General features: G+C 63.9%; 32 protein-coding genes and 1 pseudogene. 17 read left to right on the forward strand and 16 right to left on the reverse strand.

Annotation, left to right across the window (positions count from 1 at the left end; genetic code table 11):
• Positions 1-10 precede the first annotated feature (10 nt).
• Complete coding sequence (locus ACS5Q7_RS23710) at positions 11-1,045, forward strand: HD-GYP domain-containing protein (RefSeq protein ID WP_478341725.1); 1,035 nt, start codon at positions 11-13, stop codon at positions 1,043-1,045.
• Positions 1,046-1,510: 465 nt separating this feature from the next.
• Positions 1,511-1,825 carry a hypothetical protein gene (locus tag ACS5Q7_RS23715; protein ID WP_478341726.1) on the forward strand — a complete coding sequence of 105 codons (315 nt, stop codon included), beginning with the start codon at positions 1,511-1,513 and terminating at the stop codon, positions 1,823-1,825.
• A gap of 94 nt (positions 1,826-1,919) precedes the next feature.
• Here the strand turns inward: ACS5Q7_RS23715 and ACS5Q7_RS23720 are convergent, their stop codons facing one another.
• Entirely contained in the window at positions 1,920-3,107 is a 1,188-nt protein-coding gene (locus ACS5Q7_RS23720) for a flagellin N-terminal helical domain-containing protein (protein ID WP_478341755.1), read from the reverse strand.
• Positions 3,108-3,275: 168 nt separating this feature from the next.
• Between ACS5Q7_RS23720 and ACS5Q7_RS23725 the strand changes: the two genes are divergently transcribed.
• Positions 3,276-3,656, forward strand: a complete 381-nt coding sequence (locus ACS5Q7_RS23725) for a flagellar biosynthesis repressor FlbT (protein WP_478341727.1) — start codon at positions 3,276-3,278, stop codon at positions 3,654-3,656.
• A gap of 141 nt (positions 3,657-3,797) precedes the next feature.
• Here the strand turns inward: ACS5Q7_RS23725 and ACS5Q7_RS23730 are convergent, their stop codons facing one another.
• Positions 3,798-3,920, reverse strand: coding sequence for a hypothetical protein (locus ACS5Q7_RS23730; protein ID WP_478341728.1), 123 nt, complete (start codon positions 3,918-3,920; stop codon positions 3,798-3,800).
• Positions 3,921-4,391: 471 nt separating this feature from the next.
• Here ACS5Q7_RS23730 and ACS5Q7_RS23735 point away from each other — a divergent pair, with 471 nt between their 5' ends.
• The 7 genes from ACS5Q7_RS23735 to ACS5Q7_RS23765 all read left to right on the forward strand — a co-directional run bounded on the left by ACS5Q7_RS23735 (position 4,392) and on the right by ACS5Q7_RS23765 (position 9,642).
• Positions 4,392-4,613, forward strand: a complete 222-nt coding sequence (locus tag ACS5Q7_RS23735; protein ID WP_478341729.1) for a hypothetical protein — start codon at positions 4,392-4,394, stop codon at positions 4,611-4,613.
• Between the two features lie 75 nt (positions 4,614-4,688).
• Positions 4,689-4,970 carry a hypothetical protein gene (locus tag ACS5Q7_RS23740; RefSeq protein ID WP_478341730.1) on the forward strand — a complete coding sequence of 94 codons (282 nt, stop codon included), beginning with the start codon at positions 4,689-4,691 and terminating at the stop codon, positions 4,968-4,970.
• 69 nt (positions 4,971-5,039) lie between these two features.
• Complete coding sequence (locus ACS5Q7_RS23745; protein WP_478341731.1) at positions 5,040-5,729, forward strand: hypothetical protein; 690 nt, start codon at positions 5,040-5,042, stop codon at positions 5,727-5,729.
• A gap of 2 nt (positions 5,730-5,731) precedes the next feature.
• Positions 5,732-6,175: a hypothetical protein gene (locus ACS5Q7_RS23750; RefSeq protein ID WP_478341732.1), complete on the forward strand. Its 444-nt coding sequence runs from the start codon at positions 5,732-5,734 to the stop codon at positions 6,173-6,175.
• Complete coding sequence (locus ACS5Q7_RS23755) at positions 6,175-6,474, forward strand: hypothetical protein (protein WP_478341733.1); 300 nt, start codon at positions 6,175-6,177, stop codon at positions 6,472-6,474. Before ACS5Q7_RS23750 ends, ACS5Q7_RS23755 begins: the two co-directional genes overlap by 1 nt.
• A 365-nt stretch (positions 6,475-6,839) precedes the next feature.
• Positions 6,840-7,619, forward strand: coding sequence for a helix-turn-helix domain-containing protein (locus ACS5Q7_RS23760; RefSeq protein ID WP_478341734.1), 780 nt, complete (start codon positions 6,840-6,842; stop codon positions 7,617-7,619).
• Positions 7,620-7,980: 361 nt separating this feature from the next.
• A complete protein-coding gene (locus ACS5Q7_RS23765; RefSeq protein ID WP_478341735.1) occupies positions 7,981-9,642 on the forward strand; it encodes a porin in 1,662 nt (553 codons plus the stop codon).
• Positions 9,643-10,061: 419 nt separating this feature from the next.
• Here ACS5Q7_RS23765 and ACS5Q7_RS23770 read toward each other — a convergent pair whose 3' ends face one another.
• From ACS5Q7_RS23770 to ACS5Q7_RS23785, 4 genes and pseudogenes are all read right to left on the reverse strand, one after another.
• Complete coding sequence (locus ACS5Q7_RS23770) at positions 10,062-12,002, reverse strand: methyl-accepting chemotaxis protein (RefSeq protein ID WP_478341736.1); 1,941 nt, start codon at positions 12,000-12,002, stop codon at positions 10,062-10,064.
• Between the two features lie 188 nt (positions 12,003-12,190).
• Positions 12,191-12,616: a hypothetical protein gene (locus ACS5Q7_RS23775; RefSeq protein WP_478341737.1), complete on the reverse strand. Its 426-nt coding sequence runs from the start codon at positions 12,614-12,616 to the stop codon at positions 12,191-12,193.
• Between the two features lie 92 nt (positions 12,617-12,708).
• Positions 12,709-14,175, reverse strand: a complete 1,467-nt coding sequence (locus ACS5Q7_RS23780; protein ID WP_478341756.1) for a sensor domain-containing diguanylate cyclase — start codon at positions 14,173-14,175, stop codon at positions 12,709-12,711.
• A gap of 178 nt (positions 14,176-14,353) precedes the next feature.
• Positions 14,354-15,534 (reverse strand): annotated as a pseudogene (locus tag ACS5Q7_RS23785) (IS3 family transposase).
• 50 nt (positions 15,535-15,584) lie between these two features.
• On the opposite strand from ACS5Q7_RS23785, the gene ACS5Q7_RS23790 reads away from it, so the two are divergent.
• From ACS5Q7_RS23790 to ACS5Q7_RS23800, 3 genes are read left to right on the forward strand one after another with little or no spacing between them, the layout of a single operon-like run.
• Positions 15,585-15,767 (forward strand): hypothetical protein, encoded by a 183-nt coding sequence (locus tag ACS5Q7_RS23790; RefSeq protein WP_478341738.1) that lies wholly within the window; start codon positions 15,585-15,587, stop codon positions 15,765-15,767.
• The gene (locus tag ACS5Q7_RS23795; protein WP_478341739.1) at positions 15,764-15,979 is read left to right on the forward strand and encodes a hypothetical protein; all 216 of its coding nucleotides are present in this window, start codon (positions 15,764-15,766) and stop codon (positions 15,977-15,979) included. Before ACS5Q7_RS23790 ends, ACS5Q7_RS23795 begins: the two co-directional genes overlap by 4 nt.
• Entirely contained in the window at positions 15,976-16,275 is a 300-nt protein-coding gene (locus tag ACS5Q7_RS23800; protein WP_478341740.1) for a hypothetical protein, read from the forward strand. Before ACS5Q7_RS23795 ends, ACS5Q7_RS23800 begins: the two co-directional genes overlap by 4 nt.
• 261 nt (positions 16,276-16,536) lie before the next feature.
• Here ACS5Q7_RS23800 and ACS5Q7_RS23805 read toward each other — a convergent pair whose 3' ends face one another.
• The 7 genes from ACS5Q7_RS23805 to parA all read right to left on the reverse strand — a co-directional run bounded on the left by ACS5Q7_RS23805 (position 16,537) and on the right by parA (position 20,085).
• A complete protein-coding gene (locus tag ACS5Q7_RS23805) occupies positions 16,537-16,830 on the reverse strand; it encodes a hypothetical protein (protein ID WP_478341741.1) in 294 nt (97 codons plus the stop codon).
• Positions 16,831-16,922: 92 nt separating this feature from the next.
• On the reverse strand, positions 16,923-17,210 hold the full coding sequence (locus ACS5Q7_RS23810) for a hypothetical protein (RefSeq protein ID WP_478341742.1): 288 nt from the start codon (positions 17,208-17,210) through the stop codon (positions 16,923-16,925).
• Between the two features lie 184 nt (positions 17,211-17,394).
• The gene (locus ACS5Q7_RS23815; RefSeq protein WP_478341743.1) at positions 17,395-18,270 is read right to left on the reverse strand and encodes a tyrosine-type recombinase/integrase; all 876 of its coding nucleotides are present in this window, start codon (positions 18,268-18,270) and stop codon (positions 17,395-17,397) included.
• Positions 18,271-18,275: 5 nt separating this feature from the next.
• Positions 18,276-18,518: a hypothetical protein gene (locus ACS5Q7_RS23820; RefSeq protein ID WP_478341744.1), complete on the reverse strand. Its 243-nt coding sequence runs from the start codon at positions 18,516-18,518 to the stop codon at positions 18,276-18,278.
• A gap of 236 nt (positions 18,519-18,754) precedes the next feature.
• Positions 18,755-19,069, reverse strand: a complete 315-nt coding sequence (locus ACS5Q7_RS23825; RefSeq protein ID WP_478341745.1) for a hypothetical protein — start codon at positions 19,067-19,069, stop codon at positions 18,755-18,757.
• Between the two features lie 9 nt (positions 19,070-19,078).
• A complete protein-coding gene (locus tag ACS5Q7_RS23830) occupies positions 19,079-19,372 on the reverse strand; it encodes a ribbon-helix-helix domain-containing protein (RefSeq protein ID WP_478341746.1) in 294 nt (97 codons plus the stop codon).
• Positions 19,369-20,085: a ParA family partition ATPase gene (gene parA, locus ACS5Q7_RS23835; protein WP_478341747.1), complete on the reverse strand. Its 717-nt coding sequence runs from the start codon at positions 20,083-20,085 to the stop codon at positions 19,369-19,371. The genes ACS5Q7_RS23830 and parA overlap by 4 nt, the downstream gene beginning before the upstream one ends.
• A gap of 428 nt (positions 20,086-20,513) precedes the next feature.
• Between parA and ACS5Q7_RS23840 the strand changes: the two genes are divergently transcribed.
• From ACS5Q7_RS23840 to ACS5Q7_RS23850, 3 genes are all read left to right on the forward strand, one after another.
• Positions 20,514-21,140: a GDSL-type esterase/lipase family protein gene (locus ACS5Q7_RS23840; RefSeq protein ID WP_478341748.1), complete on the forward strand. Its 627-nt coding sequence runs from the start codon at positions 20,514-20,516 to the stop codon at positions 21,138-21,140.
• Between the two features lie 449 nt (positions 21,141-21,589).
• Positions 21,590-21,841, forward strand: a complete 252-nt coding sequence (locus tag ACS5Q7_RS23845; protein ID WP_478341749.1) for a DUF6894 family protein — start codon at positions 21,590-21,592, stop codon at positions 21,839-21,841.
• Positions 21,842-21,929: 88 nt separating this feature from the next.
• A complete protein-coding gene (locus ACS5Q7_RS23850; RefSeq protein ID WP_478341750.1) occupies positions 21,930-22,130 on the forward strand; it encodes a hypothetical protein in 201 nt (66 codons plus the stop codon).
• A gap of 161 nt (positions 22,131-22,291) precedes the next feature.
• On the opposite strand, the gene ACS5Q7_RS23855 is transcribed toward ACS5Q7_RS23850, so the two are convergent.
• Positions 22,292-22,552: a DUF6894 family protein gene (locus ACS5Q7_RS23855; RefSeq protein WP_478341751.1), complete on the reverse strand. Its 261-nt coding sequence runs from the start codon at positions 22,550-22,552 to the stop codon at positions 22,292-22,294.
• A gap of 354 nt (positions 22,553-22,906) precedes the next feature.
• On the opposite strand from ACS5Q7_RS23855, the gene ACS5Q7_RS23860 reads away from it, so the two are divergent.
• The gene (locus ACS5Q7_RS23860; RefSeq protein ID WP_478341752.1) at positions 22,907-23,671 is read left to right on the forward strand and encodes a Crp/Fnr family transcriptional regulator; all 765 of its coding nucleotides are present in this window, start codon (positions 22,907-22,909) and stop codon (positions 23,669-23,671) included.
• Between the two features lie 209 nt (positions 23,672-23,880).
• On the opposite strand, the gene ACS5Q7_RS23865 is transcribed toward ACS5Q7_RS23860, so the two are convergent.
• Positions 23,881-24,708, reverse strand: coding sequence for a Crp/Fnr family transcriptional regulator (locus ACS5Q7_RS23865; RefSeq protein ID WP_478341753.1), 828 nt, complete (start codon positions 24,706-24,708; stop codon positions 23,881-23,883).
• Positions 24,709-26,174: 1,466 nt separating this feature from the next.
• On the reverse strand, positions 26,175-26,709 hold a 535-nt coding region (locus tag ACS5Q7_RS23870), incomplete at its 5' end, for a methyl-accepting chemotaxis protein (RefSeq protein ID WP_478341754.1).

A 26,709-nucleotide genomic window follows, 5' to 3' on the forward strand; every position in this document is an offset into this window, starting at 1 on the left:
GAGTGCGGTCATGCTCGCTCTGATCCTCGACGACTCCGAGATGAACAACCTGCTGATGGTGCAGGCGCTGAAGCCCGTGGCCGAATGCGAGCCGATCTCCTTCACCTGTCCGAAGGCGGGGCTTGCCTTCCTGCGGGAGAATGTCGAAGAGATCGGCGTCGTCGTCACGGACTACGAGATGCCGGAAATGACCGGCCTCGACGTCATCGCCGCCGCGCGGGCGGTGCCGGGCTTCGCGCATGTGCCCATCGTCATGGTGACGAGCATGGACCAGCGCAGCCTGCGCCACCAGGCCCTACGCGCGGGCGCGACCGACTTCCTCGGCAAGCCCTGCGATCCGGTGGAGATCCAGGCGCGCATCACCAACCTGATGAAGATCAGCGCCGCCCATCGCCAGGAGCAGGACCGTGCCGCCTGGCTCGCGCGCGAGGTGGCGGCAGCGGTCGCGGTGATCGAGGACCGCGAGCGCGAGATCATCGCCCTCCTCATGCGCGCCGCCGAGCATCGCGACACCGACACGGGCAACCACATCGCCCGTGTCGCATCCTATGTCGGCATCATCGCCGGAAACCTCGGCTTCGATCCGGCCACGCTGCGGATGCTGAAGCTCGCCTCCACCATGCACGATGTCGGCAAGATCGGCGTGCCGGATTCGATCCTGTTGAAGGATGGTCCGCTCTCCGGCGAGGAGCGCGCCGAGATGCAGAAACATGCCGAGCGCGGGCGCCGCATTCTGGAGGGCAGCAATTCCGATCTTGTGCGGCTGGCCGCCGAGATCGCCGAGAGCCACCACGAACGCTGGGACGGGACTGGCTACCCGCAAGGCCTCAGGGGCGATGCGATCCCGCTCTCCGGCCGGATCGTGGCTGTCGCGGACGTGTTCGACGCCCTGGTCTCGGAGCGGCCCTACAAGAAGGCCTGGCCATTGGAGCGGGCGCGTGCCTTCGTCGCCGAGCAGGCGGGCTCGCATTTCGACCCGCTCTGCGTCGAGGCTTTCCTCGCCGGCTGGGGCCAGGTGGAGCGGATCTGTAGATCCGCTCGTTGAGGAGGCACTCGCTTCGGATCGCGTCGGCACCGAAGCACGCCACGAACCGGGCGAGCAAAACGTTGTCAGATCAGCGCGTTCGGATGCGGGCTTGGCGTTCCGTCAAACCACTTCGGCATTCTTGGGCAACCATCATGTCCCCGATGATGGGACGCGGAGATGTTGCGCAGCACGCCGTAGGTTCCGCTGGTGCGGACCCGTCCATGGCAGGACGGGCATCGCTTGTCTGCATTACGGTGGTTCAAGTGGGCTTCGGCCGGAGATAAGAGCGTCCAAGCGCCTGCGATCCGTACCTCGCAACCGTCTTTATCGCGCGTCGTCATGGCATGTAGGCGTCGTTCAAGCTCGTAACGACTGCGCCATCGAGGCCGCGCGGTTGCCCTGCGCTGCTCTGAAGGCGCTCGGGTGGGGGTGAAAGCCCGGTCGCTGGACGAAGTAGGGACTGGCCGAGTTAATGATCCGTTGATGACCGAGCCCCGCTACCCGGCCCAAGCTTATTCGAGCGGCCACGGCGATCCCGTCCCGCGCTACCGTCGCAATCCGCGCCGGGCCTACGACCGGGAGGGGCGCGAGGTGCCTCCGATGGATCTGACGAACGCGGCCGAGAACGGTGTTCGGTTCATCCGGGCGATCTGTCCCCCGCCATGCCGCCACGAGGGGCAGGTGGCCCTAGACCGCTTCCCGCTGACGATGGCGGTTCCAGACGTGGGGCTCTACCTGCGATGCACGGCCTGCGGGCGGAAGGGGCCGGAGACCGAACCCGTGTGGCCGCCACGATAGGCTGCAAAAGCTTAGCGGGACTGCGTAGCCCATTTAAAACAGGAGGGGCCAGGGTTTCCCCCGGCCCCTTCCGCGTTTCCAGAGCTTAGCGCGATTAGCGCAGGAGCTGGAGGATACCCTGCTGGGCGGTGTTCGCCAGCGAGAGGGCCGAGATGCCGAGCGACTGGCGGGTCGAGAGGGCCTGGGAGTTGGCCGCCTCGGCGTTGAGGTCGGCGTTCGTCAGGTTCGCGGAGCCGGTGTCGAGCACATTGACGAGGTTCTTGGTGAAGTCCTGACGGTTCTGCACAACCGACAGGTTCGAACCGAAGTTCGAAGAGTCCGACCGCAGCTGGTTGGAGGCCGTGGTCAGCTTGCTCAGCGTGGTGTTGATGTCGCCGTTGAGCAGGAAGCTGCCCCGGCCGACGGTGCCGGCGATGGAGCTGCTGGTGATCGCGTTCAGGCCGAGGCCGCTCGATGTCTCGTCGGTCGCCGTGACCTGGAGGTTCGAGTTACCCTTAGCGTTGAAGTTGATCGTCAGGTTGTTGTTCGTGCCCTTGCCGCCGATCAGGTTGGTGCCGTTGTAGCTGGAGTCACCGGCGAGCTGGTCGATCTGAGTCAGCAGGCTGTTGAACTGCGACGCCAGAGAGGAACGAGCCGAGACGCCGGAAACCGTCAGGTCGCTGCTCTGCGCCACGGCGCTGGTGGAGCCGTAGGCCGTGGTGCTACCGGAGCCCGTGGTGAAGCCAAGGGCTGTCTGGTCGGTGGTGGTGGCGAACTCTACGTCCGAACTCGCGTTTACGACGAGCTTGGTGCCGGTGGTGTCCTTCGAGAAGCTTCCGGCGCCGACGGCGGTGTTGAGCGCCGAGACCGCCTGGTCGATCGTGGCGTTGGCCGGGATCGTGGCGGTAGTCGCAGAGCCGTTCACGAACAGGTTGACGGTGGTTGAAGCGGTGGGAGTCGTGAAGGTTGAGGTAGCCGTACCGGTGGTGGTGATCTGGGTCGAGAGCGCCTGGTTGGCGACCGACTTGGCCTGGTCCACCAGCTTCTGGATCGAGGTGATGCCCTGGTTGGCCGCCTGGATCGCCTGCACGCCGTTGGAGATGCCGTCGAGCAGGCTCGACAGATCGCCCGACCGCTGGTCGAGGGACTGCGAGGTGAAGAACGTCACCGGGTTGTCGAGGGCCGAGGAGACCTTCTTGCCGGTGGCGAGGCGGTTCTGGGTCGTGGCCGTCAGCGACGCGGTATCCTGCAAGGAGAGCAGGTTCTGGCGGGTGGCGGCGGTGAGGGTGATGCCGGACATGATAATCGATCCTTGCTAGATCTGACGACCACCATTCTTGGTGGGCATCCATCAGTCCGCCCTAGCCACCTTCAAAATTCTTAAAGCGTTCTGCGAAGTTCATAGGTCATTCGGAGATAGTTAACATACTGATATTATGAATTTTAAGATCGTCTCAAATGGAAAAGCCTGATGGCACTGCGAATTACACTCAAACCTCACGAACGCGTTATCATAAATGGTGCGATGATCCGCGCAGGAGATCGCAGCTCCTACATTCTCGTCGAAAATCAATGCCGCTTTTTGCGCGAAACCGATTTCGTTGATGAAAATTACGCTGACACTGTATGCAGAAAACTATGTCTCATTGTCCAAGATATACATCTGTCGGGTGACGAAGATGTTCTTCTAAATGAATTTTACAATGCAGCTAATCATGTGAAGGCAAGCCTTCCTACCATGTTCGATCTTGTAAACCAGATCGAGAGCGCGATTTCTAATAATGAAACGTATTTAGCAGTTAAAATCGGCAAGCGGCTGATTGCTCAAGAAGCGGCAATGGTTGGACGTTAATTCATCGTATGCAGGCGGATCAAGAGAACCCGCGACAGGGTTAGGCTGCTCGACGGACCCTAGAACGCAAGGCTCAAGCCGAACGCCACGGGGACGGCCGGCACAATGACCAAAGCCAAGCGTTGAACGTCCGTCAAAGGTTTACCGCCCCCGGTTCGCGGCGTCGTGCCGGTCCTGGCGCGCCGTGAACCAATAGACGAAGCCACCGGCCGCGAGCACGGCCACGGGCGCCGCAAGCTGTAGCCAGAATAACCCGTCGTTCATGGCGCTCGCTTCGGCCCTGTCACGGGCTCGTGCGCCGGGTGAACCACATCACACCGAGGCCCAGCCCAAGCGCCGAGAGCGCCCATAGGATGACGTACAGATCCGGTGCGTTCATGGCCGCAGCCTCCCGAGCACGGTTCGCGCCGACAGATGTAGGACGCCGCTGACAGTCGTACAAATCAGGGTGGCAACAACGGTTGCGACCGAGACCGGCGCATTGACGGGCCTAGCGGCGAAAAGGGGCGCGAGACCACCAACGGCCAGCACCGCCACGGCGACGCCGTTAAGGTATGTGGCCGTCAGCTTCGCCCGCTCATTCGCGACCAGCTTGCAGGCAGGATCGTCAGCGGCGTTCACCCTTCGGCCTTCCGCCGGAGCTTCACACCCGGCTCGCCGCCGTTGGTGAACTCGACGCCCGCAGCCTCTAGGGCGCGCCGGAGCTTACTCGCACCGCCTCTCGGGAGAGATCGCGTGATCGCCCTCGCCGCCGCCTTCGGCCTCGCCGGTATCGCCACCGCGACCGCCTTCCTCGCCTCCTACGCCGCCGAGAACGGCTTGCCGTTCGACCTCGCCGGCCTGCTCGCCCCGCGTCGCGCGCTCGCCCCCGCGCAGCCCGCACCGGTCTGGTGCGAGCGCACCCGCCGCTGGCGCGATCCCGTCACCCGCGCCTTCGTCAAGGCGCCGTCGCGCTGAGCCCAACGCCGGCCTGACCGGCGCCATCCCCTTCACCACCGCCCCACCCCACGAGCCCAGACAGGAGCCCGAACGATGACGCACGCCCGTATTCCCGATTTCAGCCGCCCGCTCCCGCCGCGCAGCGACAGCGCCCGCACCGGAGCCCGCCGGCAGGCCGCAGACGGCCGCTACCTGAACCTGCCCGCCGAGACCCTGCCCGGCAGCATCGAGCCGTGGGAGGCGGTCGCCGCCGTCCGTCCCGACACCGCGCACAGCCGCGCCCTGCGCTTCCTCAACGCCACGGGCGAGGCCCTGACCGCCCTCGTCCTCATCGCCGGGGGCGTGTTCGCCTACGGCTACCTGCCGACGCTCTGACGCCGCCACCCGCGCGGCGAGAGACCCGCCGCGCCTCCCCGTCATTCCCGACACAGTGAGGCCATCCCCATGCGCAACCCCTTTCGCCGCCAGACCGATACCCTCGACAAGATGGGTGATGATTATTCCGACGAGGAAGCCAATGCGGCTGTGGCGCCGATGAACCGCCTCGTCAGGTCTGCCGCAGAGCTACCCGCAACCGCTGAGAACATCGCGGCTAAGGCTCTCGCCTACGCTTGGAGGGATTGGGTGAGCACCGAGCGCCCCGGCCAGCCCCGCGACGCCTATGACTTGGACGGCCGGCTCGTCTACGACCTTCATGCCGCGATCATGGCGCGCGGGTCGAAACCAGAGGCCGTGCAGAGCAATCCAGGCCCTGCCAAGCTGCCACTGAACGCGCTTGTGCCTATGGTCGATTTCGCCGGGGCAACCATGAGGGAACTATGGGCCATCCGTGAGGCCGCGAACCTCATATGCGAAGTCTCAAACGCCAAGACTTGGCAGGGCTGCAACCGCCTGTCCGATCACCCCTCCGGCGCCGCCGTACACAACGAGGCGGGCAAGCTCATGCGATGGGTGAGCGATGCCATGTGCCATGTCGCGACGGCTGCTCAGGACGAGGCCCGGCGGCGCTCGCCGGAGAGTAGCGACGACCGCGAAACCCGCCTCTCCATGCTGGCCGTAAGCGTCATCGACAACGACGACCCGGCCGAGACCGTTGCGTTCGCCCGCGAGCTTCTGGCGATGGTGGAGGCGTGACCTTGGACAACGTGATCACCTTCCGGCCCCGCCAGCGCCCGCCCGAACCGAAGGCCCTGGCGCCGCTCGCCGGCCTCGCCCTGCGCGCTCATCTTGAAGAGGCGGCGCAAACCGCCCTCGACGCCGCAGACCGCATCATCGCCGCCCTGGATCGGATCGAGGGCGCGGACGACGCCGGGACCGCCCCGATGCCACCCGCACAGGTTGTGCGCCTGGGCGACCTGGGGAGTTTCGCAACCAGTATCGCGCGGACGCGCACGCAGGCGCGCGAGGAAGCCCCCGCGCCAGTCCTGCCGGATCCTGAGCCCGAGATCCCGGCGCCCGAACCAGAGCCCGTCGCGGCGCCGGAGATCCGCGCCGTGTTCCCGCCCCTGCCGTGGGGCGGCGCTGGCAATGTCGTGGCCGCCGCCGGCTGCGCCATCCTCGCGCTCGTAGCGAGGGCGTGATGCCGACGACGCTCCCCGCCACCACTACCGCCCGCCCCGTGCACCGCCTGTCGTTGGGCGAGACCGTCCGGTTCCTGTTCCTCGTGGCCGAGGTCCGCTTTCTGGATATGCGCTTGTCCGCTCTCTACAGCGGCGCCGAGCGCCGAGGCCGCGAGCCGCACGGGCCGACCCTGTTGCGCCTCGTGCGGCGCTGGCTGGCCGTGCATGAGCGGATCGGGGCTCTACTGCCCGGCATCCCCGAGCCGCCCCATGTCCGGCAGGTCCGCGTTGTGTTGGGCTTCCTGACTGAGCACACCTGATTTCAGTTCCGCCCCTGGCAGGGCGGAAAGCGGCCGGGCATGGCGTGGCTTGGACCCCTCGCGCCAGCGCCCGGCCGCACCTGTTCAGATTGACTTAACCGTCCCGCCCAGCCGACATGCGCAGTCCGGCCCGCGCCCCTGCGGCGAGTCGCCGGCCAATCAGGAGAGATCGCCGCGAGATAGACCCTGAAACGACAACAGCCCCGACCCGGCAAGGTCGAGGCTGTCGAAAACCTGGGGCCTGTGAGGCCGGAGTTGCTTCCCCTCACAAGCCATAGCTCCCCCTCGGGAGTCAAGCCGGAACGGCAATTCCGGCAACAGGGAAGTCGTGCCTGGATCGGATCGCGGCCCGTGAGGGACCGTGGATGAACACCTATGCCGACGCGATCCGCCGACAGGCGGAGGATGCGCCGCGCGCCGCGCTGCCGGCCGTGGCAAAGGCGCTCTGGACGGCCTTTGCCGCCGGCCAGATCACCGAGGGCGAGGCCGAGGCGCTGGCCGCCATGATCGAGGCGCGCAAGGTGACGGCCGATGTCGGTTTCGCGGCCCAGCCCCATACCGGCCGGGATACCCCCCAAGATCGCCCCCCCCAGGATCGCCAGAACAAGCCGAGGACGGGCGTCGGCTCCCGGCCGCGCACGGATGCCAGCCTCGAACGGCGCCGCCGTTGGGCCGCCTCCGGCCGGCTTCCTCCCGCTCTGGCCTCGCGCTTCACTCTGGCCGAGCAAGCCGCGCTCGCATTGATCGCCGCCGAGACCACGAGGCGAGGCGACTGCCGGCTGTCCGTCCCGCACCTCGCCGCCCTGGCTGGCATCGCAGAGACGACGGTACGGAACGCGATCCGCGAGGCCCGCAAGCTCGGCCTACTCACCGTCGAGGAGCGGCGCGTCACCGGCTTTCGCAACCTGCCGAACATCCTGCGGATCGCCTCGCCGGAGTGGACGGCCTGGTTACGCCTAGCGCGGAAGGGTGCCCCCAAATTTGGGGATACCCCCATCCGTCGCGGCATAGGGTGCAAATCCCCGAACCGCACGCCTACTCAAGTTTCAAATCCGGGGAAAATGAGACCGGCGGAAACCTCGAAAAGCGGGATTGCAGTCCTGATTTCGCCTTCGTGGGTGAGGTCGCGGAAGGCAGGCGCATGAGGCCGTCGCTGTGCTGTGGAGGGCGACGCGCCGGCCTCACGCTGAACGAAAGAGAAGGGCTGCCGGGAGCCGGCGGGCGGCATGGGAGCCGAGCCTGCACTCGATGAATCTGAGGGCGGCACAACGAACAGAATTACGGCTACGACAGAAGCGTGGCTGTTAAGTTACAGGCGTGGCCAAACTCGGAAACGCCGCCGGAACCATATTGCTCAAACGTTTCACAACATTGATGCTAGCTGCATCGGGACATCGCAAAGCGAGACCCGTCGGAGCCCATCACAAGATGTGGGCCGAACAAGAAGCGGCATGAACCGGAAAACCGGACTGCCCGCGTCTGGGTCTCGATGCTTTGGGGTCAACAATGAAGCTTCTGAAGAGTTCTCTGCTCGGGTCGGCTGCGGCCCTTGCCGCCGTCGGCGCTGCCCACGCGGCCGATCTGCCCGTCAAGAAGGCCGCCCCGATCGAATACGTCCGTGTCTGCTCGGCCTACGGCGCAGGCTTCTTCTACATCCCGGGCACCGATACCTGCCTGCGTCTCTCGGGCCGCGCCCGTTTCGAGGGCGGCTACGAGACGACGTACTCGCGTCAGTCCGGCGGTAACCTCGGCGACACCGCCGGCTACCGTGGCCTGCTCCGCATCAACCTCGATGCCCGCACCCAGACCGGCTACGGCACCCTGCGCGCCTTCACCCGTCTCGAAGTCGCCTCGCGCACCGGCGGTTCGTACGGCGGCGGCACCTCCGGCACCAACCAGCGTTGGGGCAACGCCTTCCCGGGCACCGGCACCGACCAGTTCGGCCGCGCCCAGCAGTACGTGAACGCGGACAAGGCCTTCATCCAGTTCGCCGGCCTCACCGCCGGTCGCGCCTCCTCGTTCTTCGACTTCTACGCCCACGACTTCGAGTTCGCTGCCGCCACCGGCGGTTCGGACGTCGCCTCGACCAACCTGTTGGCCTACACCGCCACGATCGGCAACGGCTTCTCGGCCACGATCTCGATCGAAGATCCGACCTTCCGCCGCACGCCGATCTACTCGCCGTTCAGCACCGCCGCGACGGTCGCCAACGGTTCGGTCAGCAACTTCGGTCTCACCAGCCTGCCGACTCCGGTCTTCTTCTTCAACGCCGCCGGCGCGATCGCCGGCACGACCTCGATCGACGTGATCGAGCGCAACCGCCTGCCCGACTTCGTCGGCGTGGCCCGCTACGACGCCCCGTGGGGTTCGGCCCAGATCTCGGCCGCGTCGCACGAGCTGAACGTCGGCAACACCACGGCCGCGCTGCCGGCCGGTGCCGTCGCCGGCCAATCCTTCGTCGCCCACACCAACAGCGTGATCGGTTACGCTGTGCAGGGTGGCCTGAAGGTCAACGCGCCGTTCATCGCTCCGGGCGATGCGTTCTACCTCCAGGGCGCGTACGGCGAAGGCGCTCAGCTCTACACCGGCTACTGCGCCTACACGGGCTGCGCGGCGCAGACCGCCGGCACCTTGCAGGGTCAGAAGTTCGCTCAGTACTTCAACGACGCGACAGTCAACCCCTTCACCGGCCAGCTTCAGACCTCGGAAGCCTTCACGGTTTCGGCCGCTTACCTTCACTACTGGGCGCCTGAGTGGCGTTCGGCGGTGTTCGGCAGCTACGGCGAGCAGAACTTCAATGCCGGCGCCCGCCAGGCGCAGGGTCAGCTCTCCCAGTTCGTCAGCGGCCTGAACGGCAACACCTTCGGCACGAACGGCGTCGGCGCCCCCGGCACCCGGTTCTACCAGCTCAGCCAGGCTCTCCGCGACACCTACCAGTTCGTGGTCGGCGCCAACGTGATCTGGTCGCCGGTCAAGGACCTCGATATCGGCGTCGAGGGCTTCTACACCCAGTACGGCGTGAAGAACGGCCGCGTCATCGACCAGGACAAGGACCCGACGGCCTACACCGCCGCCCGCGTCGCGTCGATCAACGCCGGTGGCCCGGTCCGCACCGCCACCTCGGATGGCGTCCAGCAGATCCGTATCCGCGTCCAGCGCGACTTCTAATTCAGGTTGAGACAGGGATCCTCCAAAGCCCCTGTCTCGATGTCCCCGTGCAAAGGGATCTAAACTGCCCGGCCCTAGTGCCGGGCATTTTTTGTGCTGTTGCCAAGACCTTTGCGAGACATAGGGAATCAGCGCTGCAACGTGCGTCCCATGTCGAAGGGCATGAGCTACGGAAGCATCGTACGACGCTTATGTTTCAAGGTTCGAAGAGAGCCTAGCTGATATACGTCGAATGTGGGGTCGCGGAGGGAATTGGACACCGCAAGCGCCGGCTCACGGCCCCTGGATTGTCAAAACCAAAGCGACGTTATTGAGTCCAGTGCTCCTCGCAACGGTCGAGCGACCTTCTACGCTCCCGCCTGCGAGCACGCCGGCCGCCGCGTTCACCCCGCTCGCCTGCGGCTAGCGCGGCGGCGTCGTCACGCCGCCTCACTCGGCCGCTGCCCTCGGACGGCTACAAATTGGACGTTGATCGTTGAACCGGAACGGTGGCGCACCTCGCACACGTAGCGACGCCCGTCAGCCTTGATGACCAGATCGAAGCTGCCCGGAACCTGCTCCTGGGAGGACACGTGCAGGCGTGCCCCGCCTTCCGTCAAATCGCGGATCGTACAGGTAACGCCGGCGCTACCAGGGAAGTGGATATGGGCCGAGAGGAGCACGCGGGAGCGGCGCTCAGCGCGGCGCTCCTCCATGCCCACGGTCCAGTCGTCTAGGCTGGTGCCAATGGTCAAGACGCCCTGGGCCGCCTGCCGCATGCTGGCGAGAATATCCCCCGTCGCGCGCGACTGCTCATCCGTCGACGCCTTCACGCCATCGACATGGGCGCTGATTGTGCCAATCGCAGCGGTGATCGAGGCGAGGGTCCGGGCGACCTCCGCCGAGACCGCCTGCATCCCCACCACCTCGGCGCCGATCCGGGCAGTTGCGGCGGCGGCCTGCCCCGCCAAGGCCTTCACCTCGGTGGCGACCACGGCGAAGCCCCGGCCCGCCTCGCCGGCCCGCGCCGCCTCTATGGTGGCGTTGAGCGCTAGGAGATTGATCTGCTGGGCGATGCCCGCGATGATCGTCGCGACGTCGCCCATGGCACCCGCTGCTGTCATCAGCCGCTCGGTCGCCCTATCCGCCACGCCTGCCCGGCCCTGGATGTCGTCCACGACCTCCTTCGAGCGTCCCATGCTGTCCGATATGGCGTGGGCCGCCACGTCCATATTCTCGGCCGAACCGGTAATGGCATGGACGTGAGCTAGGGTCTCCTCAGCCGCGTCTATGGCCTTGGAGCGCGCCGCCATATTGGCGGTGACGTCGGTGGCGTACTTGACGACCTTGGTCAGTCGCCCGGCCGGATCGAAGATCGGGTTGTAGCTCGCCTGGATCCAGACAGCGCGTCCATCCTTGCCGACGCGCTGGAACATGCCGGTGGCGAAGGCCCCGCCGCGCAGCCTGTCCCAGAATGCCGCGTAGTCCCGGGACTGCGCGTAACCGGGCTCGACGAACATCGCGTGCGGGCGCCCGCGCACCTCCTCGATCGCGTAGCCGACCGTCTTGAGGAAATTGGTATTGGCGTCGAGTACCGTGGCGTCGGGGGCGAACTCGATCACTGCCTGGGAGCGGTTGACGGCGGCAAGTTGGCCGGCGGCGTCGGCAGCGTGCAACTTCTGATTGGTGATATCGGTGGCGAACTTGACCACCTTGGTCGGGACGCCGTCGCGGTCGCGGATGGGGTTGTAGGTCGCTTGGATCCAGATTTCCCGGCGACCCTTGGCGATGCGCCGGAACTCGCCGAAGGCGAATTCGCCCCGGCCGAGCCGTTCCCAAAAGCTCCGATATTCCGCGCTGGCCTGCTCGGTAGAGTCCACGAACAGGCTGTGGTGGCGGCCTTGGATCTCGTCGAGCCGATAGCCGACCGCGTCCAGGAAATTCCCGTTGGCGGTGAGGATCGTGCCGTCGAGGGCAAACTCGATGACCGCCTGGGATCGGTGCAGGGCTTCGAGCTGGCCCTCATAATCAATGGCGCGCAGGACCTGCGCGGTCACGTCGGAAGCGAGCTTCACGATGCGCGTGACGCGCCCGGTCCTGTCGAGCACGGGATTGTAAGTGGCCTGGATCCAGACCGACCGGCCGTCCTTGGCAATCCGCTTGAATTCCCGCGTCTGTGGCTCGCCCCGGCGCAGAGCGTCCCAAAAGGCGCAGTAGGCGTCGCTCTCGCGCTCGGCGGGGGGCACGAATAGGGTGTGGGGGCGGCCCGCCACTTCCGCGAGGGTGTAGCCCATCAGGGCGAGGAAGTTGGCGTTGGCCGTCCTGACGATCCCGTCCGGCGTGAACTCGATCCGGGCCCGCGACCTGTCGATCGCGCTCATCAGGGCGCGAAGGTCTGTCTCGAAGAGACGCACCTGATAATGTCCCTACAATTTAATTGCGTATTGACCTCAGAGGTATCGAGCAATGATTAAAACTATCTCAAACTGTAAAGCGAATAAATTCGCCTTATGGTTGTGTGCGGAAAGAGACGAAGAAGTCCGTGTACAAAATGTCGCATCCGATGAAATCAATACTGGCCGCTAAACAGGTCGCCTGAAGCCTTCCGCCGAAACAGGGTTCGCCACCGCCGCCGCTTATGCTCTGGCCGGTCGTGGTTCATGTGGCACCGCTGGCAGACGGCCATGAGGTTCACGTCCCGATTGTCGGCCGTGTCGTGGTTGCGGTGAGCCGCCGCTAGAACCACCCGTGTTGTCCGGACGGTCCCAAGAACGTCGTCCTCTTCAACCGCGAGACAGACGGCCTGCCCTTTCCCGTCGCGCCAGGATGCGGCCTTTGCGTCCCACCAGCGGCCATCCCCAAGGTGCCAGACGGTCTGCCCATGCGGACGACCGCAGCCCTCGCAGCGACCCTGGGCCCGCCGGAAGCGGATCACCGCCGACAGCTGCGGCCAGTCGATGGGGTAGAAGAAACGATGCTCGCGCCGGATCGGCATGGCGGGATGGTGCGGTGCTGAGTGTCAAGCGCTGATGCCTGTCGTACCAGCGATCCGCATCGAATTGCCAGGCTGACCTGAATACCGACCGGCTAGGCGTTCCCTACGACCTGCAGCAGAGGCTTCTGCGAGGCCGCTGTCACGCCCTGTGACCTCGCACAGCGAGTTTGATTGCGCCCACCTGCTTTGGCTTCGTAGAGCGCGGCGTCCGCGAAGCGATAAAGGGCCATCATCGACGTGTTGTCTGCATCACTTGGAATGACGACGGCGAGTCCGATGCTCACCGTGATCGCGCCAGCGCCGATGCCCGCAGAGCCAATCGACAGTGTAGCAATTTCAGCGTGAGCTTTTTCTGCGATCCGCAGGGCACCTGCCTGATCGGTGTCGGGCATGAGGATAGCGAACTCCTCGCCCCCTAACCTGCAAACAAGATCATGAGGTCTATGCACGCTGGCCGACAGGCATCGCGCGAGCCCTTTCAGCACTTCGTCTCCGACCTGATGCCCGTACCGGTCATTGAACCGCTTGAAATGGTCGGCATCGACGATCAGCAACGATAGAGGGCCATGGTCGCGCCGCCCCCGCTCCCATGCGAGAGAACCTGCCTTCTCGAAAGCCCGGCGATTCGAGAGCCCGGTCAGGGCATCCGTTTGAGACAAGCGTTCGAGTTCGCTTTGGACGGCTTCACGACGGCGAAGCTCACGTCCGAACAGAAGGGACAGCGCGACAGTCAGGCTACCCAGCACCAACACCACGCTGCCGATCACGATTGCCTTTACCCGCCACTCAGCCTCAATCTCGTCCGTGGCGATGGCGACGTTCAGGATCAGCGGCAAGCTACCGATCCGCGTGAAGGTGTAATGTCGCTCTACCCCGTCCCGCACCGAGGTGCGAACGAAGCTACCGCTGTGTTCGCTAAGGAACCCTCGGAAAACCGAGCTACCTGCGATGTTTACCCCAATGTCCGCCTCTTTAAAGGGGTGGCGCATGATGCGCGTGCCATCATCAAGATACAGGTTGATCGCACTTTCTTGACCCAAGTCGATCTGCTGGAACAGGTGGGTAAAGTAGGAGAGTTTCACGCTGCCTAGAACAACGCCGCCAAAGGTGCCGTCCGACTTGTTGATGCGACGGCTGAAGGGCAGCATTTGCTCGCCGGTCAAACGCGAGACGATAGGCCGTCCGACGTAGAGGCCGAGCCCCGCGCGAGCTTTGTGAACCTGGAAGTACTCGCGATCCGCATAATTGCCCTTGCGCGGGGGCATGGCATCAAGATCGGCAACGATATCGCCGTGCTCATCGATGACGAGCATCACACCCATGTCGCGAGCGGTAGCGGCGCGATCGAATAGGATGAGTTGGCGCAATTGTGGGTCAATCTCGGCGACTCCGGGTGCCCTGGAATTATCCACGGCGGCCTGGAGCGAAAGGTCGTACATCTCGACGTTGCGGGCGATGTCCCGTTCCAAGACTTGCAGAAGGTTCTTGGATGTCTGCTCGGCCCGCTCCCAGACGTCCTGCCTGAGATCGAACAACATGAAGCCCGAGACGGCGAGCATGCCGAAGGGTGCGACGACGCTCAGGGCGATCCACACCTTGGCCGAGCGGAGTGACCGCAATCTATGATGGGACCAAGGCACAGCGTTCTCACGAGCGGATCTACCTAAGCTGACCGTTTACGCACGAAAGATTAATCGCGAATTTGATCGGCCCCCACGAGGTGGTCCATAAGTAAAGTTAGTGTGCGGTGGGCCGCTCCACCATGGGTAGCTTGGTCGACGCAGCCGGTCGGGCGAGCGCAGCCGGCCAAGCGGTGAAGGCTGGCACGAACACCTCCGGGGCTGGCGGACGGTATCCGAGCGATGCGTGGGGGCGGACGGCGTTGTAGTGCCGTCTCCAGCTCTCGATCACGATCTGTGCCTCCTTGAGCGTGTAGAAAATCTCGCCATTCAGGAGTTCGTCCCGCAGGCGAGCGTTGAAGCTCTCGACATAACCGTTCTCCCACGGTGAACCGGGGCTGATGTAGGCCGTCTTGGCACCGACCCCGGTGATCCAAGCCTGCACCGACTTGGCGATGAACTCCGGGCCATTGTCCGAACGAATATGCCCCGGCACCGCACGCAGGATGAACAGGTCGGAGAGCACATCGATCACGTCGATCGCCTTCAGCCTACGGGCGACGCGGATGGCCAGGCATTCGTGCGTGAACTCATCGACGACGTTGAGCATCCGGAACTTGCGTCCGTCATGCGTGCGGGCCTCGACGAAGTCATACGACTAGACGTGGTTGCGGCACTCCGGGCGAAGACGCAGGCAGGAGCCGTCGTTGTCCCAGATCCGCCCCCGCTTGGGCTGTTTGACCGGGACCTTCAGGCCCTCGCGCCGCCAGATCCGCTCGACGCGCTTGTCGTTGACGAGCCACCCGGCCGCCTTCAGCAGCGCGCTGATCTTGCGGTAGCCATAGCGCCCATACCGTTCGGCCAATGCCACGAGGTCAGCCGTTAGTGCTTCCTCGTCATCACGGCCCCGCGGGACCTTGCGCTGTGTCGAGCGATGCTGACCGAGGGCCCGACAGGCGCGGCGCTCGGAGACGTGCAGGACGTCGATGATGTGCTCGACACAGGCGCGTCGGCGCGCGGGGCTCAGAAGTTTCCCCGGGATGCCTCCTGCAGGATCAGCTTGTCGAGCGTGAGGTCGGCGATCGCCTTACGCAGCCGCTGGTTCTCAGTCTCCAGATCCTTCATTCGGCGCACCTGATCGGTCTTCAGGCCGCCGAACTCACGCCGTCACCGGTAGTACGTCACTGAACTCACGCCGATGGCACGGATCGCGTCAGAGACGCTCTGGCCCTGCGAGATCAGCACATCCGCCTGCCGTAGCTTGGCGACGATCTCCTCGGGCTTCGGATGCTTGGCCATGTCGTCCGTCCTCCAGGCTCAAAAGCCATACCAAAGGGCGGACCACTTCAATGGGGGTGGATCACGGTGTCCTGGCGGCGGTGGCGGATGGCGAGATCACGCCCGAGGAAGGGCAGGCCGTGGCCGGCTTGATCGCCTCGTTCCTCGACACCGTGAAGGTGAACGACCACGCCGAACGCCTGCGGGCCGTCGAGGCGAGGTTGAACATGGCACCCGGAGGAAACACCCCGTGACACAGTTCGAGAAGCGCCTAGCCGCCGTCGAGGCAAAATCCGGCATGGTCGGCGGGCTCGCCCTCCGCATCTGCATCCCGCCGACCGGCTGCCCCGACGTGGCGGCCTGGGAGCGCCAGTGCGAAGCCGAGGCCGCCCGCGACCGCGTGCAGCCGATCATCGTCCGCTTCGTGAAGCCGGGCGACGTGCCCCCGGTGGGGCCGCTGCAATGATTAATCTCGTCGCTGTCGCGACCTTCGACCCGCCGGAGGACGAAACCGAGCGCCAGCCCTACGCCGATGCCGGCCTGACCGACCGGGCCGAGGCATCGCGGCTGGCCGCGCTCCACCACATTAACCGCGCTCGCATCTGCCTCGCCCTTCTTGCGGACGTGCTGCGCGCCGATCCGGGGCCGGAGGGCGACGAAGCAGCTGACGGATGGGCGGACCTGTTCGGCCGAGAATGCGACGAGGCCGGGCGGCATATCGCCGGCCTGCGGGCGATTAGGGATTGTTGGGGTGAGGGCTGATGATTTCGGACCATATAGTCTCGTCAAGGTCAAGATTTATAATACACATGAAACCATCGCGAAGTGTCATGTTTTCAAAATAGAATTGCGCTTTATCTGCCCACTGCCAGTTCCAGCTCAATATTCCACGAATAGGCCCTAGAGGTGTGCAGCGACGGGCCAATTATTCAATTTCTGCATCTGATCCCGTTACTAGTACGGTAAACGGCAGTCGGCTACGCTTGATATAATTTAATTTTGCTATCATTATAGTAACCAGATTTATGGAAGCCGAAAGTATATTTCCGGCATCACTTCGGCGACGATGTAGAATGCAAGGCCTGCTGCGGCAGCCCTTGCCGCATAACGGTTGTGCTCTGCCATTTTGTAGAGCGCCGTGAAGGCCATTTGGTAGGTCGCTTCGTTGCTCGGCCTCTTTTTGGGTTGGGCGGCAAACACGCCGGGCCAATCGAGCTTGATCGCTGCAGCTAACCGCCAGTTGATGACCGCCACCAGCGCACATAAGAGCGCGATAACGAGACAAACCAGCCTCGTGTACATCCAGAAGTTCGGCATTGGCACCTCGTCGTTTCGGGCGGGACCTATCGACGCCTATCTGAGTACCAAACGCACCCAGATCCAAAACAGCCAGTATACTGGCAGGCCAATCAAGCCGGCCCCATCGTCACCGACCCGTCGTCGGGATCGACGGCCTCGACGCGCGGCCCCGGCATGTTCATCGCCGCCAGCCTGTCGAGGAAGCGATTGCAGGCCGCCGCGAGCACGTCGCCGTCGTCGGTCGGCATGACCGCCAGCAGCTCGCGCATCAGGCCGGCGACCGCCATGTCCCTGCCGGTCCCGGTAAAGCCACCCGGTTCCTCCCGCTCGTGCACGAAGGCCGAGACGACGTTCTCGGCAATGACCTTCGCGGCCATCTCGACATCGGGTCCGTGCATGGCGTGCGCTCCCTCTACAGAAACCCGCTCCCTCTGTGCCCCTTGAAGGCGTTCGCCCCGGCGAATGTACCCGACGACGGTTCGCGGGTCGCGGTGGCCCGATTGGTCCATGAACCCTCGCCGGATCCGCAGTTCCGTAGTTTGATAGTAACGTAGACCCGTATGCTTCTGCGGTGATGCGGCGCTACACGCCTAGAAACTTAGCCGAACTCTCTGACGGCCGGGCGTGCAGATACCGCCCTGTCGTCGCGACCGAGGCGTGCCCCAAGGTCGCCTGCACCAAGTGGATGGGTGCGCCACGGTCGAGGGCGTGAGAGGCGTGGGCGTGTCGGAGCCAATGCGCCGAGACCTCGACGGGCAGGCCAGCGCGAGCCGCCGCCGCCTTCACGATCCGATGGACTGCGCTCGGATCGAGCGTTCCACCCTTCCGCGACAGGAACACGGGCGCGTCAGCCCCCGCCTCGCCCCGCAGGGCGCCAAGCACCTTCCACGTCGCGGCCGAGAGCAGCACGACCCGCGTCTTGCCGCCCTTCCCGAACACCGTAGCCTGCCCCGCCTCGTCACGCGGCGCGAGATCGCGCCAGCGCAGGCCGCAGACTTCGGAGATGCGCAGTCCGCCGCCATAGAGCACGGTCAGCAGCACCCGGTTTCGGAGAGCCGGTTCCTGCCGGATCATCAGCAGCGCGTCGGCCTCGGCCATGATGCGTTCGGCCAGCGTGTTCTTAATCGGCGGCACCTTCACCGCCGCGCCGATGTTGAAGCGCAGGAAGCCGACCTCCTGGGCGAAGGCGAACAGGCTCTTGAGCGCGGCGGCAGTCAGGGCGACCGTTGCCGATGACCCCGGCCGGCTGGCGACGTATTCCTGCAGCTCGCCCATCCGCACCGCGCCGAGCGGCCTGCCGACATGGGCGAGGAAGCGGGCCGCCTCGCGCTCGTAGTTCCGCCGCGTGTTCGGGCTGGACGACCGCGCCAGCCACAGCCGGATCATCTGCGCGTCGTCGTCCGCTTGGGATGGCAGCGAAGGTGCAACTGGTTCGATGACGGCCGGCAACCCAGACATGCCTCTTAGTCCCAATCCTGGCTGTCCAACGTACACTCACCCTGCATATGCCGCGCGATAGCCGTCATGGCTTCGTCGAGCGTGGCGTGAAAAACCGGGACGGCTCGCAGGCTGTTGCTTACCCCTGGCTTGATTTCGAAACCCGTTGCGAGGCCCGATCTCTCGATGTCGCCGAGAGGTCGGCCGAGACGATCCTTCAAGCTCCAGGAGGTGCCTTCCGAGCCGGTTGGTGTAACGACGACATCCATGGCGACCTCCGACGCAAGATAATGTCTCTTGTCTTGCGTTCGAGAAGATGCCGGATCTTGGCCAATACGGCAAGCGGGCATGAGGGCCTGAAACATCGACGGCAAGCCTGCGTGACCACCTGCCCACAAGCAGGAGCGACCACCTGCCGAATGCCCCACGCTCCGGCTAGCCCACTGACACACGCGGCAGATGATCGAACCCAAGGACGACCGCAGCATAGAAGCGGTGGAAACCGTCACAGATAAGGAGCGGGTAGGGCTGCGGCGGGGAACTCTCGTTGCGGCACGTCGATCATGCGCAGCGCGTCGATCTCGTTGCGGGCCGCCATCCGCGTCAGCACATGAAGAAACCGATCCCGACTGAACCCGCGCCAATCATGCGGAACCGCGTGGGTCCGGTAGGGCGGCTGGATCAGGGTCAGGGGAACGGCAATGGCAGGCGAAGGCGTTCGATAGATCTCGCCGGGGCGCCGAGGCTCGAAGGCTACTCCCGCGCACCAGTCGTCGGGGATTTCGACGTCACAAGGGAAATTCGGCATCGGGAACCGCACGGGGGATGCTCACGCGATCCGCGAGAGCCCGCGCGCGGCAAAGACCGCGTTGAGCCCTTCCGTCAGCAGGTCTTGCACTTGGGCATCTTCGTCGGCCGCGATGCGCTTGAGTTGCCGGAACGCCTCCGGCGAGACGTAGGCCGTCACCACCCGCTTACCGGCGCGCGTCGTCGCCTTCGGATATCGAGGCGCAGCAGGCTCCTCCGGTCGGATCGGCGGCGGGCTCGGTGCGACGGGCACCGGTTCGGGCTCCACGCTGGCAGGCGCCACCTTGGCGCCAAAAAGGCTCGGCCGCTTCGTCACGCTTGCCCCCTCGTCCTCTTGCCGTTCTGTGTGCTTGTGGGCAAGCCCACCTCCCCGCGTGCCCACGCGAATAGGGAGGCGATTTCCTCGGCTGCTTTTCCATCCGGCTCATATTCGGATGCCGAACGCCCGTCGATTACCGCGTAGCTGTAGGCCACCCGCTGATGGATCACCTGGGGCGCGACCTTCGCCCCCTGCTCCTCAAGGCCTCGGCGGGCCTCCTCGACAATCGCGCTGCGGGTCGGCGCCGAGGACAAGACCACCCAGGCGGGGCGCTTGGCGATAGTGGCGAGATCCCGCGTCGCCTCGATAGCCTCAAGGTCGAACGCCGCCGGCCGGCAGGGGATCAGGATAAGGTCGGCCGCCCGTGCCGCCGCAAGCGAAGCCCGATCCGCGTTCGGCGCCGTGTCGATGATGAGAAGGTCGGCGCCGTTCTCCCGCGCCGCTTCGACAAGCTGCGGGAGCCGTTCGGCGTGATCGCTCACGACTTCTGGCTCCGGCGCCTGACGCTTGTCGCCCCACTTTCGCGCCGTGGCCTGCGGGTCGAGATCCACCAGGGCGGTGCGGAAGCCCGCCAGCGTACCGGCGACGGCGAGATGCACGGCGACCGTCGATTTCCCGACGCCGCCTTTCTGGCTGATGACGGCTATGGTCCGCACGTCCGCACTCCCGCTTGTCGGCTGGCCGTCCTGTGGCACTGTCTGCCTGCCCACAGGCCCGCTTGCCGAATCGTCCGCATGTTCTCAGCACGGCTTACACCGCCTGTCTGTAGCGCCTCCGCATCGTCGCAAGACGAACTGCCCCGGCCATCGTGCGGACATGCCCACAGGCCCACAAGACCACTTGCAGGACCGTGGGCCAAACCGCATGTACGCCTCTATCCGCCGTGGCACGGCCGGGATGCGCAAGCCGCCGGGCGCGCCTCGATGATGGGGCCGCCCGGCGATTGCACTATCGTCTAAGGAAGGAGTGGTTCTCCGCAGGCCCGGTTTCGAATGGCAACTAGGACAAAACTGATATCGCAATCACAGAAATTTGCAGCCTATCTCTCTGCATTCAGACGGCGCACTCCGATCAAGCGTCGGTATCGGCTTGACGGTGATGCTCCGGTTGATGCCTTCTACTGGCAGAGGAGCGCAACATGTCGATTTCCGGAAGCCGTCACCGCCCTATTTCGCTGATACTTGCGACGCTTGTTGCACTACAAGTTATTTCAGGTAGCGCACAGGCCGCGTCAGCGACGATTGTCGCGCTTGGCGCCAGCAACACCGAGGGGATGAAACTTACTACTGCTGAAGCATACCCTGCACAACTCGAAAGAATTCTTCGCGCAAAGGGTATCGATGTTTCTGTCGTCAATGCCGGAGTGAGTGGGGATACCTCCGAAGGCATGCTCAATCGTCTCGGAGCAAGCGTACCGAATGGGACGAAGCTGGTCATCCTGCAGCCGGGAGGCAATGACGGTCGCGGCGGTCGGCGTCAGGGCGGCCGCATCGTAGATCCAGCGCAATCGGCAGCCAACCTCGATGCAATTATCACCCAACTGCAGGCGCGTGGCATCGAGGTTGCGGTGTTCAACGGGCTCGGGGGAGCGGGGCGTGAGGCTGCCTTCCACCACCATGCGGTCTTTCTCGGGAATTTCTACGCTGGCGTTCCTGATACGGCGAGACAGCCAGACGGACAGCATCTCACTGCCGAGGGCTACGCTCTCGTGGCGCAACGCATCGCTCCGAAGATCGGTGCGATGCTCAATCGGACCGGGCACTGAGGCGTGGCCATGCTGCGGGGCTGCTGCGACCGCTTTCAGGCAATATGAGTTATGGGCAGAGCGACCGCATCGGGTCGAGGCTGTGTGAAAACGCAGGACCTGTAGAAGGATCTACTCTCGCCCGTTTCGGGCAGCGCTCGCCAGGGCATCCTTCTGGCGTCTCCGAGGTCATCCGGGACTCTGAGGGGGCGGTACTGCGGAAGATTATTCTACAATTCTGGGACGCGCCTGAATTTTTATACGGGCTCGGTCGGTAGCGGAAGGTTGGATCAGACATCCCGGCGACCTCGCTACCGGCCTGCGCAACTCTTGGCATACTCCAACACCGGCAGGCCTCACACCTGCCGCATCATGTTCCGGTAGCCTGATGTCCGCCTAGGTTGGATGCGGGCGAACAATATCCCGGCGTCCAGGTTGCGCGAGTCGAGAAGACACATCGAGACCCGCCCATGCCGCGCTACTTCATCGACACCTCGGACGGCGACACCTTCGTGCACGACGATGAAGGCTATGATTTCCCCGATGCGGGAGCCGCCCGAGATGCTGCGCAAGCGGCGCTGCCCGACATCGCTCGCGACGAGATGCCGAACGGTGATGAGCGGACCTTCTGTGCCTTCGTCCGCGACGGGACCGGCGCGGTGATCTACCGCGTGGCGCTATCGCTTGTTGGTGAGTGGAGTGCGGATCACCTGCCCCATTAAGCCGAGAGAGATACCGGCAGGGCGATTTGTACGGTGAAAGGTTGCCTATCCTCTCACGAACGGGCCCGACGCCCCCCAGATAAGTGAGATGATCACCTTCAATCCTAACCCTCACAAATTGCAGGTCACACCATCGGTTAAGGAGCCGGGCCGGTTCGATTGGTCGATCACCTGCAACGGCGTCGTGGTGCGCCAGTCGGTTCGCTCCTTCGGCTCAGAGGGGGCTTCGGAGGCCAACGGCGATGCTGCTTTTCGGGAGGTCACCTCGCGTTGGCAGAGGGCGCGCTAGGAGCCGTCTCCCGCAACTCGCGTCGAGCCTGGAACCGCGTCGGGCTTAGGGTCCGGCCGGTTTATCGAAACCGCACAAGGAGCCGGGTCGAGTGAGGATGAAGTCGATTTCGATGCCGCGTTGAAGCGTATCGCTAAGGCTAAGCCGCCAACTGCCTGAGGTCAGTCATTTGCTGCCGCTACTGGCGTTGCGGCCGCTGATGGCGTGACGAAAAAGTCTAATCGGAACAGGATCACTCCTGTCTCATCGGCGACTTCCATGCGCCATTCGGAGCCAAGGCTCTCAAGCCGCGCGCCTTCCTCAAGAAGCACGCCTGCGTACCGAATGGCTTCCCGGCGCGCGAACATGATCTCCGGCAACTCGACCCCCTTTTTGTCGAGCAGGGTCACTCCATCGTAGACGTTGAAATGATAGCGCGGCACGCAGGTCTCCGCCGGTTCACAGCAGGGGCTTAATACCCTCAGCCGTGCAAGCCGAGCCAGAAGGCGCGGTCGTGTAACGGATGCCACGCATCGGGGATGCGCGATCCTTCGTATGACGGAAATTGGCGGCTGGCATCGACATAGGATCGTCAGGCGTATGAATGCCGCGAAAGTTCTCCCGAACGTAGTGGTGGTGATACCAGAGGGGGGCGAGCCTTGATGAAGCTGGGCGCAACCTGTGGCGATGCCCACATCAACTTACCATATGATAGCCGTCAAATGTCGTCCTATGACGGAGAATTTGGTCCCGACTCGGACATAGGGTGAGAGATTACCCATCGCTACCGTGGTCCGATGCAAGATGCGCTAATTCGTAAGCTTGAGAGCTTCGAGGAACTCACCGACGCCGACCGCAAGGCGTTGGGCACGCTCGTTCCACGAGTGCGGCAGGTGGGAGCGCGGACGGACCTGATCCAGGAGGGCGACGTCCCCGACAACGTGCATCTCATCCTCGACGGCTACGCCTGTCGCTACAAGATGCTCCCCGACGGCCAGCGTCAGATCATGGCCTTCTTTGTGCCGGGTGACTTCTGTGACCTCAACGTCTTCATCCTCGATCAGATGGACCACGCCATCAGCACGATATCGCCCTGCCAAACGGTCGAGATCCCGCGGCAAGTCATCGAAGAGATCACGACGCACCATCCGCGGGTGACGCGGGCCCTGATGTGGTGCGCCCTCGTGGACGGGGCGGTGCTGCGGGAGTGGCTGGTCAACATCGGGGGTCGGCAGGCCAACCAGCGCATCGCGCATCTGTTCTGCGAGCTGTTGCTGCGCCTGGAAGCGGTGGGACGAGTCACCGACAACAGCTACGCCTTCCCATTCACCCAGACAGATGTCGCCGACACGATGGGCCTATCGGATGTGCAGGTCAGCCGCTCCCTGCGGGAACTGCGTGCGCTGGGCCTGATCCACCTCAAGCATCGGGTCCTGACGATCGTCGACGTCGAGCGGCTCAAGGCGTATTGTGGCTTCAATCCGAATTACCTCCACCTCAGGAACGCGCGTTGGAGTGGCCGCCGGCAGGTGCCGTGGCTAAGTGGCGTCCAGGGTGGGTAGCGGTGGTGGACCGGGACAACGTCGAGAGCCTGGTCATTCTGCAACCGATCTCCGTCGAGACGCACAGTCCGGATCAGACTGGCTTGCTGGTGATGATCAATGGCAAGCTCGTGGCGGTTCTGGTCCGCCTGGATGCGCCGGATCACGATCGGCCGGGGGCTTGGTACATGGAGGTCGGGTTTGGTCGGCTTTCGGGCGTGCGCGCCCCGTTATTCGACACTCTTGAGGACGCCAAGCGCTGGGTGAGGCAGCGCCTTAAGGGCTAGGCGAAGGGTCGTATCGCCGGCCGCCTCTTCCGCTGCGGGCCTCTGCAGCTGCAGGTATGTCGGGTCAAATTCCGAAATCCGAAGAAGTTCATCCCAAGCCTCAATTACGAGCATTCGTTTCCGAAGCGTGATCAGGGTCTGACCGCGCATCTCCTGCAGCACACGGTTGAGATGTATGGATGTGAGCCCGAGCGCGTCGGCGAGATCGGCCTGGGTGATCGGCATCGGGTAACGGTAATTCTCCGCCAAGCCCACCGCCCGTAGCTTCAGGTATAGCTCGCAGAACAGATGCGCGACGTGCTCAAACGCTGAGCGGCGGCCCAAGCTCACCAACCATTCACGGAAGATGCCAGCATCGATCAGCGTGTCGCGCCAGAGCACAGCAGCGATGCTGGGGAAGTCCGCCATTAACTTCCGCAGGCTCTCGTGGGGAATGAAGGCTATAACCGCTTTGGTCAACGTGGTGAGGCTGCAATCCATCGTAGGGACGTGAAGGCTCTGCAGATCCAGGATGTCGCCGGGGATGTGAAACGAGAGGATCTGACGCCTGCCCCCGTTGAGCAGCTTGTATCGGCACGCCCAGCCGTCGACGATGAGGCAGCAGTGCGTAAGCTGGTCGCCGTCGCGCACGATGTCCTGCCGGGCATCGAGGTTATAGGTCGTCACCGGTAGGTGCTGGATAACCCGGCGCTCCTCATCAGAAAGAGGGGCGATGCTCTCCAGCTTACGGATAAGCATGCTCAAGGAGTACAGATTGCGAGCTGTGCTCATGGTGCTCCACCTCGCATACCAGGCGGAAGCGAACGGTTCTTCCAGTCATCGGCGCCTGTATCCCATCAATCGATAACAGTTGCTACGATAGACTGATGTTAGATCGGTGTTACGTCATAAGACGGTTTCTGCAAGTAATCGCACCTTGTAGTCTCGGGCTCGCCTCCAATCATTGGCAAGCCGCAGGCATCGAGCCGGATCATGCCGTGCTCCAGGTGGATCGCGAACAGCTCGGCCGCCGTCCATCCGAGCCGGTGAGCTTCGGCACCGAACGGGTCGCAAAACTAGATCCCGTTCTCGCGGATCGCGGCCCCCTCGACCTGCCCCGCAGAGGGCGCAACACGGTGGCGCTGGGGTCGCTTACGATTAGGCGCGCGCATCAGAACGGGCGCGTTCGATGGTACGATTGGTGCTGAGCGGTTCAAGCATGTCGGGATCAAAAGTGCCCCGCCGACCGAATGGGCGACGGGGCAGAGTAGGCTTGGGAGGAACTCCAACGGGTTAAGCTCAAGCTACCACCCATCGGCAATCATCACGACACGAAATAAGTCGTCACGATATAGAGATGTTAAAGTCATACCGATATCAATTTCACTACATATGTAGACAATACGCCCAAAACGTACAAATATTTTTGAAATTACAACATAAGTAGTATCTCAAATAAAATATATTTTCGAGCCTCCTGCGTCGCCGTTGCGGACAGGTAGCGTCGACAACGCCCGCGCTGGCCCTAACCCCCGATTGGTCAGCGCGGGCAACTCGGATTGAGAGTGCGGAATGGCATACACTGTCAGGATCAACCGAATCGGCAGGGCTGGCGTACCGGTTGGGGCACCGCGAGTCTACGAAGCATCGGATGAGGCTGATGCCCTCGCTATCGTTGTTTACGAGGTTGACCGCAGCAAGCTCGACCGCCCTCGCGTTGCTACTGTGACTGATGCCAAGGGGCGCCTGTTGTTTACTTATTCTGGCTGCACGGACGCGGTTAGCACGTGACCGGGAACCGGAATGAGGATTGGGCGCTCGTCGACCGCGATGCTAAAGCGCTCATTAGCGTTCTCCTCACGTTCCAAGTGATACTGCTCGGAGTGCTCTTATTTCTGTGAGTATGCCCAATTATACTGCGCCGAGCTGGTCGCAGAACTCGATATCGTTTTCGCTGGTCGCGGACCACTTTGCAGGAGCGAGGCGTGCGGCGACATGTTGTCGAGAGCGTCCCGCCAGCGGGCGACGGGATCGGGGCGGGGAGAAGGCGCGGGCGAGGCTGACATGCCGGTGGGCTACCAGGGGCCCTTTGCCTGAGCCATGCGACCGCAAGTAACGCCACCATGCCTCGAACTGCATGTAGGGATCTGCAATCTCCCGAATGGGCTTCATGGTGACTGCGGTAGGATCCAATCACGACAAAGGGTGGTGCGCGGAGCTGGCCACGCCTGATGATGCGATCTTCCGACGCCGCAAGCTCATGCCGCCTTCGTGAATTTCTCCATGCTGGTCGCAAGGTCGCTGGACTGTACGGCCAGGCGCTCGGAGATCTCCCGCACCTTCTCAGCCAGGCTGCCCGTCGCCCCAGCCGCCATCGAAACGCCGGAGATATTCACGGTCATCTCTTGAGTCGAGGCCGCCTGCTGCTCCACCGCACCCGCGATGGCGAGGGTGAGCCGTGACAATTCCTCCACGGCGCCGGTGATCATGCTGATGGCCGAGACGGCCTCGCCGGTCGCCGACTGGATGGCATGGATCTGCTGGGTGATCTCGTCGGTGGCCCGCGCCGTCTGGCCCGCCAATTCCTTTACCTCGGCGGCCACCACGGCAAAGCCTTTGCCAGCCTCCCCCGCACGCGCCGCCTCGATGGTGGCGTTCAGCGCCAAGAGATTGGTCTGGTCGGCGATCGACTTGATCATCGCCACCACGGAATCGACCTTGCCGGTCTTCTCCGCGAGCGCCCGCACGGTCATGTCGGTGGCGCCCGCCTGATCGGCGATCTGGTTCGCCCGC

The sequence above is a fragment of the Methylobacterium sp. Gmos3 genome, assembly GCF_056430985.1.